Here is a 12,655-nt window from a genome sequence, read left to right as displayed (position 1 = left end):
CGCCTGGCGCTTGCGCTCGCAGCCACATCCCAAAGCAGCGCAAGGGGGCAACATGCCCCGATCATTCAGAACTTCGCACCATGGCGGAGCGCGTCGCGTAGTGCAGCGTGCTGGCGTTCGACGATCCGATCAAAGGCGGCATCATCACCAAGCGCGCGCGCCAGGACGATCGCGCCCTGGATCGCGGAGACGGCCTGCTCGGCAAGCGGCCCGGCCAAGGCCGGAGCGACCTTCCCGACTTCGAGACAATGGGCCAGCGCGTCGATCCAGCGTGCGAAATATCCCTTTATCGGCGACGCGAATGCCTCTCCGGCGGAATTGAGGCCGAGTGCACCGACCAGGCAGATCCGTCGCCCGGAGCGGAAATAGGCCGTCACGTCCCGGATCATCGCGGCGATCGCCGCCGCTGGATCATCCTGCGCATGCTCCAGCGGCGAGAAGATCGCCTCCGCGAACCAGCGATCGATATGGGCGAGGACCGCGTCCATCATTTCCTCCTTCCCGCCGGGGAAGAAGTTGTAGAGACTGCCCTTGCCGAGCCCGGTCGCCTTTGACAGCACGGCCAGGCTCGCGCCCTCAAACCCGTGTTCGCGAAACGCTTCCGCCAACGCCGGCACAGCACTTTCGCGGTTGGTGAGGACGCGCTTGCCGGTCACAGGCCAAGGTCGCTCAGGGAAGGGTGGTCATCGGGACGGCGGCCAAGCGGCCAATGGAATTTGCGGTCTGCCTCCGCGATCGGCATTTCGTTGATGCACGCATAGCGGTTCGACATCAATCCATCCTCGGCGAACAGCCAATTCTCGTTTCCGTAGGCGCGGAACCACTGGCCGCTGTCGTCGCGATATTCGTAGGCATAGCGCACCGCGATCCGGTTGCCGGTAAACGCCCACAATTCCTTGATCAGCCGATATTCGTGTTCCTTGTTCCACTTGCGGGCGAGGAACGCCTGCGCTTCCTCCCGATTGTTTGCAAACTCCACCCGGTTCCGCCAGCGCGTGTCGGGCGTGTAGGCCAGGGCGACCTTCGCCGCATCGCGGCTGTTCCAGCCGTCCTCGGCCAGACGAACCTTTTCGATCGCGGTCTCATGCGTGAACGGGGGTAAAGGGGGGCGAGACATAGCATTTCCTTCCTTGATCAGAGGTGTTTGAGCAGGCCGGAGCCGCAAGGGGCCAAGGCAGGAGGCGACAGTAGAATTGCGTCGGCGTGTCCGACTCTATCTCCCGAGTCGTCGTCCTGTACCGATCGGTACAACCTTGTCTAAAGTCGGTCAAGCTATTCGCGGCAAGGTGCCGACCGGTTGACATTCGTACGCATTATGCATACAATCGCGGTTCACCGAATTCGACGTGGCTGAAGCGCGCTCTTTCTCAATTGAACGATGCATTGCGGGGCGCGCCGTTGGACGGCTCTCTTCGCAACCGTCTCGCAAGGGCTGCTGTCAGAGCGGCCTTCGGCGTCACGCAAATCATTAAGTTCGTTTCTGGTGTTTTTTCGTTTTGCCATCGGCCACCGGCCCGTCCCACGCCACAACTTCTCTTGGAAGCAGGCAAATCTTGCCCTGATGGTGGCGGCCTCGCGCGTAACCAGGCATGACCCGGAAGCGCGTTTGCACGACGTGAATCAGGAGGAAGCACTATGATCGATCATATCGGCTTTGCGGTCCAGGATGCGGAGGTGTCGCGCGCTTTCTATGCGGCCGCGCTTGCGCCGCTCGGCATCACGCTGGTGATGAGCGCCACGCCGGACCAGACGGAAAGCGGCGGCACCGCCCACGGCTTCGGCAGCGACGGCAAGCCCTTCTTGTGGGTCGCCGATAAGGAGAAAGTGGGGGAGGGGACGCATGTCGCGCTCACCGCCCGCACGCGCGGCGAGGTTGACGCCTTCCACGCCGCCGCGCTGGCCGCCGGGGCCAAGGACAATGGCGCCCCTGGGCTGCGGCCGCACTATCGCCCGGATTATTACGCCGCGTTCGTGCGCGATCCCGACGGCAACAATATCGAAGCCGTCACGTTCGCCTCGGCATGAAGATCTTCACGATCGGCTATGAGAAGGCGACGCAGCCCGAACTTATCGCTGCGTTGCAGGCGGCGGGCGTCGAGCGGCTGATCGACGTACGGGCGGTGCCGCTGTCGCGCCGCCCCGGCTTTTCCAAGAATATCCTCGCACGTGGCCTGGCCGCCGCCAATATCAGCTACGTCCATCTGCGCGCGCTCGGCACCCCGCCCGAGGGGCGGGAGGCGGCGCGCAAGGGACAGCAGGGCGTGCTGGAGCGCGTCTATGCCGGCCAGCTCGAACTGCCGGAGGCCATGGCGCAGGCGGCGCAGATGGTCGCACTCGCCGCAGAAAAGCCTTCGGCACTTCTGTGTTTCGAGCGCGAACCCGGCGGCTGTCACCGGACCTTGCTGTTGCGCTGGGTCGTGCCTGATGCCGAGGTGATCGACCTCTTCGCGTAAGAGGGACTGTACATATAAAGGTTTCTTTATATTGCTTCGCGCGGCCGTACTGGCTAGAGCGCACGGACGGCCGCTTGCGAGCGGCTCTTTTCTTTTGCCTAGGAGATTCCCCGTGGCCACCGCCGCTGTCGACAGCTTCAACGACTATCTGGTCCATGACATCTCGCTTGCCGGCTGGGGCCGTAAGGAAATCCAGATCGCCGAGACCGAGATGCCCGGCCTGATGGCGCTGCGCGAGGAATATGGCGCGTCCAAGCCCTTGAAGGGCGCGCGCATCGTCGGTTCGCTCCACATGACGATCCAGACCGCCGTGCTGATCGAGACGCTGGTCGATCTCGGCGCCGAAGTGCGTTGGGCGTCGTGCAACATCTATTCGACCCAGGATCATGCCGCCGCCGCCATCGCCGCGGTCGGTATCCCGGTATTCGCCGTGAAGGGCGAAACGTTGGCCGAATATTGGGACTATGTCGGCAAGATCTTCGATTGGGGCGATGAGCCCTGCAACATGATCCTCGACGATGGCGGCGATGCGACCATGTTCGCTTTGCTCGGCGCGAAGCTGGAAGCCGGCGGCACGCTCGCCGATCCCGAGAATGACGAGGAAGTCGAATTCCACCGCGCGCTGAAGGCGTTCGTCGCGGCCAAGCCCGGCTATCTCACCCAGACGGTCAAGTCGATCAAGGGCGTGTCGGAAGAGACGACCACCGGCGTCCACCGCCTGTATGAGATCGCCAAGAAGGGCGAGCTGCCTTTCCCCGCGATCAACGTCAATGACAGCGTCACCAAGTCGAAGTTCGACAACCTTTACGGCTGCAAGGAATCGCTGGTCGACGCCATCCGTCGCGCCACCGACGTCATGCTCGCCGGCAAGGTCGCCACCGTCGCCGGTTTCGGCGACGTCGGCAAGGGCTCGGCCCAGTCGCTCCGCAACGGCGGCGCTCGCGTCCTCGTTACCGAAGTCGATCCGATCTGCGCCCTGCAGGCGGCGATGGAGGGCTTCGAGGTCGTGACGATGGAAGAGGCGGTCACCCGTTCGGACATCTTCGTGACGGCGACCGGCAATGCCGACGTTATCACGGCCGATCACATGAAGGCGATGAAGCCGATGGCGATCGTCTGCAATATCGGTCACTTCGACAGCGAGATCCAGATCGCCGCTTTGTCCAACTACAAGTGGAACGAGATCAAGCCGCAGGTCGACCTGGTTGAATTCCCGGACGGCAAGCAGATCATCGTCCTCGCCAAGGGCCGTCTCGTGAACCTCGGCTGCGCCACCGGCCACCCGTCGTTCGTGATGTCATCCAGCTTCACCAACCAGGTGCTGGCGCAGATCGAGCTCTACACCAACCCGGGCCAGTATCAGAACCAGGTCTATGTCCTGCCGAAGCATCTCGATGAGAAGGTCGCGCGCCTTCACCTCGAAAAGCTCGGCGTCAAGCTGACCACGCTGACCGAGAAGCAGGCGTCGTATATCGGCGTCTCGCAGCAGGGCCCGTTCAAGCCCGATCATTACCGCTATTGATCCGGCGGCCTTGCGCTGAATAAGCGCTTGGGATTTTCGGGGGTGATGCCTAGCATCGCCCCCGTTGTCGTTTGGGGGGCAGACGCACGTCCATTGATGCGAACGGGTAGCATGTCCTTGGCGGATGCCGCCGCGACCGATCGCCTGGGCACGGCGCTCGCCGGCGTCCTGCAGGCGGGTGACGTCGTCGCTCTGTCTGGGCCTCTGGGCGCGGGCAAGACCAGCCTTGCGCGCGGCGTCCTCGCCACGCTCGGGCTCCAGGAAGAGGCACCCAGCCCCAGCTTCAGCCTCGTCATCGCCTACGAACCGCCGGAGGTGCGCTTCCCTTTATGGCACGTCGATCTTTATCGGATCGAGGATCCGGACGAACTCGCTGAACTGGGGCTCGATGATGCGCGGTCCGACACCGCGTTGTTGATCGAATGGCCGGAGCGGATGGGGGCGATGTTATGGGGCGATGCTTTGCGACTGACCGTCGAACCGGACCCGAATGGCGGGCGCCGCTTGACTTGGGCGGCCCCGGCGGCATGGGAAATGCGATGGCCACCGTTCCAATCATGACGCCGCCCGTGACCGCGCCGGCCTTTCTTCATCGCGCCGGCTGGAGCGATGCCGAAATCCTACCGCTCGCCGGCGACGCTTCGTTCCGCCGTTATTTCCGAGTGATACGCCCCGGTGGCTCCGCCGTCTTGATGGATGCGCCGCCGCCGGAAGAGGATATCCGCCCGTTCCTGACGGTCGCGGATCACCTCCACCACCTCGGCTTCACCGCGCCCAAGGTGCTGGCGCGCGACGTCGAGCAGGGATTGATCCTGCTCGAGGATTTCGGCGACGCCCGCATGCGCGAGATGCTGGACGCCGATCCTGCCCAGGAACAGGACGTCTATGCCCGCGCGATCGATTTGCTGCGCGATCTCCACCGGCATCCCGTCGGTCACTCGCTGCCGCCCTACGATATGGCGGTTTACCAGCGCGAATCCGGTCTTTTCACCGAATGGTATATGCCGGCCGTGGGTCTTGCCGCCGCACATGGCTATGAAGAGGCGTGGCGCGAGGCGTTGGCACCGATCGCGCAGGATCAGTCGACCACGGTCCTGCGGGATTATCATGCCGAAAACATCATGCTCCTGCCGGACGGAAGCCTGGGGCTGCTGGATTTCCAGGACGCGCTTGCGGGCCACCCCGCTTATGATCTGGTGTCGCTGCTGCAGGATGCCCGGCGCGATGTCTCCCCTGCGCTGGAGGCGGCGATGCTCGCCCGCTACGGCGTGGTGGATGACGCCGCCTATGCTTTGCTCGGCGCGCAGCGAAACACGAAGATCCTCGGTATCTTCACGCGTTTGTGGAAGCGCGACGGCAAGCCCCGCTACCTGAGTTTCCAGCCGCGCATGTGGGGGTATCTGGAGCGCGATCTCCAGCACCCGGCGCTGGCACCGGTGAAGGCCTGGTTCGATGCGCATGTGCCGGATCATGCCCGCGCCGCCTTCTGGGCCGAACCGCGCGCATGACCTACCGCCCGCTGCGGCCAGGGGCGGGCCCGGCAACCCCGATCCGTACCGCGATGGTGCTGGCCGCCGGCCTGGGCACGAGGATGCGCCCGCTGACCGCGATGCGTCCCAAGCCCCTGGTCTCGGTCGCGGGCAAGCCCTTGCTCGATCATGTGCTGGATCGGCTGCGCACCGCCGGCATTCAGCGCGCTGTGGTGAACGTCCATTATCTGCCGGATTCGGTCGAGGCGCATCTGCTGGACCAGCCGGCGGGTCTCGATATCCTCATCTCGGACGAGCGGGGCCTGCTCCTCGAAACCGGTGGCGGCGTCACCAAAGCGCTGCCGCTGATCGAAGATGACACGTTCCTGGTGGTGAACAGCGACAATCTGTGGGTGGATGGCCCGATCGACGCGATCCGTCTGCTCGCCCATCGCTGGGATGATGCGGCGATGGATGCGCTGCTGCTGGTCGTACCGTTGGCCAATGCGCATTGCCACGGCGGCACCGGGGACTTCCGGATGGATCCGATGGGCCGGCTCACCCGCCGGGCGCCGGGCAAGCCCGCGCCATTCGTCTATACCGGCGTGCAGATCGTCTCGCGCCGTCTGTTCGACAATGCCCCGGATGGCGCATTCTCGATGAACCTGTTGTGGAACCGCGCCATCGCCGAGCAGCGCGTCTACGGCCTTGTCCATGAGGGGCTGTGGTTCGACGTCGGCACGCCGCCGGCCATCGCCAAGACGGAAGCGATCCTGGGGCTGACCTGATCGCAACTTCTGCTACATCCGCGCTTGTGCCTTCCGCGCCGCATCCCTCCGTCTACAGCATTCCGATCAATCGCGGGTTCGCCGACGCGCTGGCGGCAGGGCTGCTGGCGCGTGCGCGCGGCGATCGGTTGGCACTGGCGCGGGCGATCGTCCTGCTGCCCAACAATCGTGCCCAGCGCGCGATCACCGATGCCTTCGTCCGTCGCGCCGATGGCGGCCTGTTGCTGCCGCGCCTGGTGTCGATTGGAGACCCGGAGCTGGACGACCGGATCGGGCCCTTGTTCGATCCCGCCGGCGACGATGCGATTCCGCCTGCGATCGATCCGCTCGCGCGCCAGCTCATCCTTACCCGGCTGATCGCAGAAGCACGGCCGATCGATCCGGTGCAGCCGGTCGAGGCGGTTCGGCTTGCCGCCGATCTCGCCCGCACGATCGACCAGATGATCGTCGAGGACATCGCGCCCGAACGTCTGGCGGATGCGGTGCCGGCCGAACTGTCCGCCCATTGGCAGGCGTCGCTGGAATTGCTGCACGTCGTCCTGCGGCGATGGCCGGAAGAGCTGGCGCGTCGCAATCGGATCGATCTTGCCGATCGGCGGAACCGCCTGCTGCGGCAGACCGAACAGCGCTGGCGCGAGCAGCCCCCCGAAGGCTTGATCGTTGCCGCCGGCATCACGGTGGCCGCACCCGCCGTGGCCGGTCTCCTTCGTCGGATCGCGCGTTTGCCGCACGGACACGTCGTGCTGGCAGGGCTCGATCGGACGATGCCGGAGGCGGAGTGGGAGGCGCTCGGTGGGGGCGAGGGGCAGCGTCCGTTGGAAACGCATCCCCAATATGTCCTGAAACAATTGCTCGATCGCATTGGCGTCGCGCGGGCAGAGGTTCGGCCCTGGCGTGCCGGGCGCGACGGAGCCTCGTCCGATCGCGCGCGGGCCATATCCAATGCGATGGCGCCGGCCGCATTCACCGACAAGTGGCAAGCCCTACCGGCACGTGCGCGCCGGCTCTCGGCGGTGCGCGCGATCGAACTCTCCAATCCGGCCGCCGAGGCGCAGGCCATCGCGATTGCGCTGCGGGAAAGCGTGGAGCAGCCCGGCCGCACCGCCGCGCTTGTAACCCCCGATCGGGCGTTGGCGGGACGGGTGGCGGCACATCTGCAACGCTGGGGGATCGAGGCGGATGATTCGGCCGGGCGGCCGCTGTCGCGCACACCCGCCGGAACCTTGCTCGCGGCGATAGCCGATGCGGCGGTGGAAGGGTTCGCGCCCGTGGCGTTGCTGGCGCTGCTCAAACATCCGCTCGTGCGCGCGGAGGAGGATCGCTTGGCGTGGCTGGAGGGCGTCCGTCTGCTCGATCGCGCGCTGCGGGGGCCACGCCCCGGACCCGGCCTGTCGGCGATAACGCAGTTTCTTGTCCAGGGCGATGCGCGGACGGCGCGCATCCGGACAGCCGCGCTCGACTGGTGGCAAGGTGTGCTGCCGCTGCTGGAACCGCTGGAGCGGGCCTTCGCGGCTGCGTCCGCGCGGCTGGCTGATCTCGTCGGTGCGATCGCCGCTGCCGCGACCACGCTTGCGGGCGATGCGGCGTGGGGCCGCCCAGCCGGTCGTGCCGCCTCTGATCTAATCTCGCGCTTGCAGGCCGGTGCGGACGAAGGCCCGCGCACGATCGATCCGGGGACCTTTCCGGCTTTCTTTCAGGTGCTGGCCGACGCGGTGGCGGTACGCCCGCCCCAGGGCGGCCATCCGCGCATCTTCATCTGGGGATTGATCGAGGCGCGGCTGCAGCAGACCGATCTCGTCATCCTCGGCGGGTTGAACGAAGGCGTCTGGCCGTCTTTGCCCGCGCCCGATCCGTGGCTGGCGCCGGCGATCCGCGCCGCTCTTGGCCTGCCCGGGCTGGAACGGCGGATCGGTCTTGAAGCGCAACAATTTGCGGCCGGGCTCGGCGGCCCGGAGGTGCTTTTGACGCGCGCCCGGCGTGACGCGCGCGCGCCGGCCGTCGCCTCGCGCTTCTGGCTACGGCTGGTAGCAATGACGGGCGGCATCGCCCCGCCCCGCACTCTGGAACGATGGGCCGCCAGCCTGGATCGGCCGCACGATTTCACGCCCGCCGCGCGGCCGGCGCCGCGTCCTCCTATCGCCGATCGGCCGACCCGGCTGGCGGTGACCAAGCTTGACCGGCTGAAGGCCGATCCCTTCGCTTTCTACGCCGATGCCATGTTGCGCCTGCGGGCCTGGGATGGCGTCGACGCGGATCCCAGCGCCGCGTGGCGCGGCAGCGCGGTTCACGCCATTTTCGAAGCGTGGATCAAGGAGGATGATTGCGATCCCACGCGCTTGCGCACCCGTGCTGAGCGGTTGCTGGCCGAAACCGCGACGCATCCGGTGCTGCGCGCGCTTTGGACGCCGCGCCTGCTGGAGGCGATCGAGTGGGTGGCGCAGGAGGTCAGCGATGGCCTGCGCGCCGGTCGCCGCCCGATCCTCGCCGAACGCAAAGGGGTGATCGATGCGGGCGGCATCCGGCTGGAGGGCACGGTCGACCGGATCGATCGCCTCGCCGACGGTACGCTGGCGGTGGTCGACTGGAAGACCGGCAAGCCCCCCTCCAAGCGCGCCGTGGCGGAGGGCTATTCGATGCAGCTGGGCCTGCTCGGCCTGATCGCCGAACGCAACGGGTTCGAGGGGGTGTCGGGCATTCCTTCGGTCTTCGAATATTGGTCGCTCGCCGCGAAGGACGGCAAGCTGGGTTATCGGGCCAGCCCGGTCGGCCTGAACAGCAAGGGCGAGGGGATAGACCCCGCCGATTTCACCAACCTGGCCGTGCACGTACTGACCGGCGCGGTCGATGACTATCTGAAGGGCGATGCGCGCTTCACCGCCAAGCTCCATCCGGAACACGCGCCTTATGGCGATTATGACCAGCTGATGCGGCTCGACGAATGGTATGGTCGTGCGGCGGCGGGGGAGGAGGGGGCATGAGCCAGCGCCTGGCGCCGCTGAAGCCCCTGGAGGGCGCACAGAAGGCCGCCTCGCATCCACGCAGCCAGGTCTGGCTGTCGGCATCGGCCGGCACCGGCAAGACGCACGTGCTGACCGCGCGGGTCTTGCGCCTCCTGCTCAAGGGTGCCCTGCCGGAGACGATCCTGTGTCTCACCTTCACCAAGGCGGGCGCGGCCGAGATGGCAGAGCGGATCCAGGGGCGGCTCGCCGCCTGGGTGCGCATGTCGGACCCGGATCTTCGGCGCGAGCTGCATGCGCTGTCCGAACCCAATGACGATGCGGCGGTGCGCACGGCGCGGCGGCTGTTCGCGCGCGTGCTCGACGCGCCAGGCGGCGGTCTCCGCATCCAGACCATCCACGCTTTCTGTCAGACCCTGCTTGCCGGTTTTCCCACGGAGGCGGGACTCACGCCGGGCTTTCGTCCGCTCGAAGGTCGCGCCGAAGCGGCCTTGGCACGGGCGACGCTCGGCGAATTGGTGGTTGCGGCCGAACGCGGCGGCGATCTCGGCCTGATTGACGATATTCAGAAACTCAGTCGGCGCCTGGGGGAAGAAAAGGCGGAACGCTATCTGGCGCTCTGCGCCCGCGCGCCGGATGCACTTGACGCGTTGGGGCCGCGTCAGGGCGTCGAGGCGCGCGTCCGCATCGCGCTGGGCGTGCCGCTGGGCGATGTCGAAACCGCGATCGCGCAGGCCTGTGCCGATGACCGGTTCGATTGCGCGACATTGCGCCGCGTGATCGACGCCAACCGCGCCTGGGGCACCAAGACGGGCCTCGAGCATGCCGATATCGGGGCGGCCTTTCTCGCGGCGGAGGCGGGCTCGCGCGCGGGGTTGCTGGAGGCGTTGATCGGCGTTGCGCGCACCAAGTCCGGCGAACCCCGTGCCTTCACGGCCAAGCTGCTGGGATGCGATCCCGGCCATGACGGCAATTGCGCGCAGCTCGCGGCGGCCGTCGAACATCTGCTGGGGTTGCGCGCGCGGGCGGAGCTCGCCGCACTGCTTGCCGCCGGTCTGCGCGCCGGCCAGGCCTATTCGCGCGCCTATGCGGCGGCGAAGCGGGCACGGGGCGCTGTCGATTTCGACGATCTCATCCGGCTGGCCACCCGCTTGCTGGAGGAGCCGGGGATCGGCCCATGGATCCGCTACAAGCTGGATCGGGGCACCGATCATATTCTGGTCGACGAGGGCCAGGACACCAATGTCGCGCAATGGCGCATCGTGCGCGCGCTGGCGGAGGAATTTTTCGCCGAAGAGCCGGAGTCGCAGCAGGTCCGCACAATCTTTTCGGTCGGCGATTTCAAGCAGGCCATCTTCGGCTTCCAGGGCACAGATCCGATGGCATTTGCGGCTGCCCGCCGCCATTTCGCCCGCGCGGCCGAGGAGGGGCGGCGTGAACTGGAGCTGCTGTCGCTGGACCGCTCCTTCCGGTCGACGCCGCCGATCCTGGCGGTCGTCGATCAGCTGGTCGATCAGCTTGGTACGGAGCGGTTAGGCCTGCTCGATAAAGCGGAGCCGCATCGCAGCGCGCGCGCCAATCTGCCCGGCACCGTCACCTTGTGGAAGCCCGTCGCGCTCGCCGCCGGCGCCCCCGCCGACGACGAGGGCGAAGAAGGCTGGATTGACGATGCCGCGCGCGACTTTGCGACCAGGCTCGCCGGGCAGGTTCGCGCCTGGCTCGATCAACCCCTCTGGCTGGCCGGGCGGGGTCGCGCTCTGCGGCCGGAAGATGTGCTGATCCTCGTTCGCAAGCGCGGCGATCTGGCGTCGCTCATCGTCGCGCGCCTTCATGCCGAAAGCGTGCCGGTCGCCGGGGTCGATCGCCTGCGTCTCAACGCGCCGCTGGCGGTGCGCGATCTGATGGCGGCGATCCGTTTCGTCCTGCAGCCCGAGGACGATCTCAACCTGGCCAATCTGCTGGTGTCGCCTCTGTTTGGGCTCACGCAGGACGAACTGTACGCGGTTGGCTTCGGTCGCAGCGGCAGCCTGTGGAGCGCGCTCGGCGATCATCCAGCCGCGCTTGGACTGCGCCATTTGCTCGCGCGCGCCGATCTCACGACACCCTATCAATTCCTTGAGAATATCCTGTCGGGCATGCTCGACGGCCGGCGCAAGCTGATGCGCCGACTGGGCCGGGAGGCGCGCGATCCGATCGAGGAATTGCTCAACGCCGCCTTGCTGTTCGAGAGCGAAGCCACGCCCACCCTGCAACGCTTCCTCGACTGGTTCGACCGGGATGAGGTGGAAGTGACGCGCGATCCCTCGGCCCCGCTCGATGCGGTCCGGGTCATGACCGTGCATGGCGCCAAGGGCCTGCAGGCACCGCTCGTGATCCTGGCAGATGCCGCCGGGGATCCCGATGCCTCGCGCGCCAGCACCATCCATTGGCCGCTGGCGGAAGGCGAGGACAAGCTTCCCGTGTTTCGGCCACGCAAGGCCGAGCTTGCCGGATCGCTGGCGCAGACGCTGGCCGAGACCGAGCGGCGAGAGCGCGAGGAACATTGGCGGCTCCTCTACGTCGCGGTCACGCGTGCCGAGGAGCAATTGGTGATCGGCGGCGCACTCGGACCGCGCGCGCGGGGGCAGGCGCCGGCGGAAAGCTGGTATGCGGAGCTGGACCGTGCGCTCGCGGCGGTGGGTGCGTCGGAAGAGAGCGACGAACGCTGGGGTGCGGCGCGCCGCTATGCGGGTGGGGAGCAGGGGCAGGCCGTCCGGACCAACCCGCGTCGGATCGTGGCCGATCCGCCGCTCCCCGCTTGGCTGACGCGCCTGGCGCCGCAGGAAAGCCGACCGCCGCGGCCGCTGGCACCATCCTCGTTGGGGGAGGATCGTCTGGCCGAACCGCCTGCCGGCACAGCGCTGATCGCGGCGGCGGCGCGGGGGCGCCTGTTGCACGCCTTGTTCGAACGGTTGCCCGGCATCGCGGCGACGGAAAGGGCCAGTGCGGGCGAGCATTGGCTTGCACGCTCGGCCGACATCACGGATCCGGCCGAGCGCCAGGCGCTTGTGCAATCCGTCTGCGCGATCATCGCGGATCCCGCTTACGCACCGCTGTTCGCGCCCGACGCCCTGGCCGAAGCGCCGATCGCTGCGGTATTGGCCAACGGGCTCGTCGTCGCCGGGACGGTCGATCGTCTGCTCGTCGCCCCCGATCAGATCCTGCTCGTCGATTTCAAGACGGGGCGGCATATCCCCTCCAGCCTGGCGACGATCCCGCCCCAGCATATTCGGCAGATGGCCGCCTACGCCGCTGCGCTGGCAACGATCTTTCCCGATCGGCCGGTCCGCGCTGCGCTGCTCTACACGTCCGGCCCGGCGCTGATCGAATTGCCGCCCGCGATGTTGGCGGCCAACAAGCCCGGCTATCCGGGTAGCGAGCAATTGCTTAGTGATGCTGGTTGAGCGGGGCGGGGCGGCTGCCTACA

The 12,655-nt window shown here is 67.0% G+C and carries 10 protein-coding genes; 8 read left to right on the top strand and 2 right to left on the bottom strand.

Features of this window, described 5'->3' with window-relative positions; translation table 11 throughout:
* Positions 1-65 precede the first annotated feature (65 nt).
* Positions 66-656, bottom strand: coding sequence for a TetR/AcrR family transcriptional regulator (locus tag ACSBM8_RS10155; RefSeq protein WP_442677918.1), 591 nt, complete (start codon positions 654-656; stop codon positions 66-68).
* Positions 653-1,117, bottom strand: a complete 465-nt coding sequence (locus ACSBM8_RS10150; protein WP_442677917.1) for a nuclear transport factor 2 family protein — start codon at positions 1,115-1,117, stop codon at positions 653-655. Before ACSBM8_RS10150 ends, ACSBM8_RS10155 begins: the two co-directional genes overlap by 4 nt.
* Before the next feature lie 518 nt (positions 1,118-1,635).
* Between ACSBM8_RS10150 and ACSBM8_RS10145 the strand changes: the two genes are divergently transcribed.
* From ACSBM8_RS10145 to addA, 8 genes are all read left to right on the top strand, one after another.
* On the top strand, positions 1,636-2,025 hold the full coding sequence (locus tag ACSBM8_RS10145; RefSeq protein WP_442677916.1) for a VOC family protein: 390 nt from the start codon (positions 1,636-1,638) through the stop codon (positions 2,023-2,025).
* Positions 2,022-2,453: a DUF488 domain-containing protein gene (locus ACSBM8_RS10140; protein WP_442677915.1), complete on the top strand. Its 432-nt coding sequence runs from the start codon at positions 2,022-2,024 to the stop codon at positions 2,451-2,453. The genes ACSBM8_RS10145 and ACSBM8_RS10140 overlap by 4 nt, the downstream gene beginning before the upstream one ends.
* Before the next feature lie 112 nt (positions 2,454-2,565).
* Entirely contained in the window at positions 2,566-3,975 is a 1,410-nt protein-coding gene (ahcY, locus tag ACSBM8_RS10135) for an adenosylhomocysteinase (protein ID WP_442677914.1), read from the top strand.
* Positions 3,976-4,086: 111 nt separating this feature from the next.
* Entirely contained in the window at positions 4,087-4,536 is a 450-nt protein-coding gene (tsaE, locus tag ACSBM8_RS10130) for a tRNA (adenosine(37)-N6)-threonylcarbamoyltransferase complex ATPase subunit type 1 TsaE (protein WP_442677913.1), read from the top strand.
* A complete protein-coding gene (locus ACSBM8_RS10125) occupies positions 4,533-5,483 on the top strand; it encodes an aminoglycoside phosphotransferase family protein (RefSeq protein WP_442681552.1) in 951 nt (316 codons plus the stop codon). Before tsaE ends, ACSBM8_RS10125 begins: the two co-directional genes overlap by 4 nt.
* Positions 5,480-6,232 (top strand): nucleotidyltransferase family protein, encoded by a 753-nt coding sequence (locus ACSBM8_RS10120; protein WP_442677912.1) that lies wholly within the window; start codon positions 5,480-5,482, stop codon positions 6,230-6,232. Before ACSBM8_RS10125 ends, ACSBM8_RS10120 begins: the two co-directional genes overlap by 4 nt.
* 26 nt (positions 6,233-6,258) lie before the next feature.
* A complete protein-coding gene (gene addB, locus ACSBM8_RS10115) occupies positions 6,259-9,210 on the top strand; it encodes a double-strand break repair protein AddB (RefSeq protein WP_442677911.1) in 2,952 nt (983 codons plus the stop codon).
* Positions 9,207-12,632, top strand: a complete 3,426-nt coding sequence (gene addA / locus ACSBM8_RS10110) for a double-strand break repair helicase AddA (protein WP_442677910.1) — start codon at positions 9,207-9,209, stop codon at positions 12,630-12,632. Before addB ends, addA begins: the two co-directional genes overlap by 4 nt.
* The last annotated feature ends 23 nt before the right edge of the window (positions 12,633-12,655 follow it).

The sequence above is a fragment of the Sphingomonas sp. ASY06-1R genome (assembly GCF_052180265.1).
Taxonomy (GTDB): domain Bacteria; phylum Pseudomonadota; class Alphaproteobacteria; order Sphingomonadales; family Sphingomonadaceae; genus Sphingomonas_I.
Note: the sequence above shows the minus strand (reverse complement) of the source record. Positions and strands in the feature narration are given on the sequence as shown.

What these genes read in the sequence shown, in the direction of transcription:
- ACSBM8_RS10150 (WP_442677917.1), bottom strand. Translation starts at nt 1,117, where the DNA reads ATGTCTCGCCCCCCTTTACCCCCGTTCACGCATGAGACCGCGATCGAA.
- ACSBM8_RS10145 (WP_442677916.1), top strand. Translation starts at nt 1,636, where the DNA reads ATGATCGATCATATCGGCTTTGCGGTCCAGGATGCGGAGGTGTCGCGC.
- ACSBM8_RS10140 (WP_442677915.1), top strand. Translation starts at nt 2,022, where the DNA reads ATGAAGATCTTCACGATCGGCTATGAGAAGGCGACGCAGCCCGAACTT.
- tsaE (WP_442677913.1), top strand. Translation starts at nt 4,087, where the DNA reads ATGTCCTTGGCGGATGCCGCCGCGACCGATCGCCTGGGCACGGCGCTC.
- ACSBM8_RS10125 (WP_442681552.1), top strand. Translation starts at nt 4,533, where the DNA reads ATGACGCCGCCCGTGACCGCGCCGGCCTTTCTTCATCGCGCCGGCTGG.
- ACSBM8_RS10120 (WP_442677912.1), top strand. Translation starts at nt 5,480, where the DNA reads ATGACCTACCGCCCGCTGCGGCCAGGGGCGGGCCCGGCAACCCCGATC.
- addA (WP_442677910.1), top strand. Translation starts at nt 9,207, where the DNA reads ATGAGCCAGCGCCTGGCGCCGCTGAAGCCCCTGGAGGGCGCACAGAAG.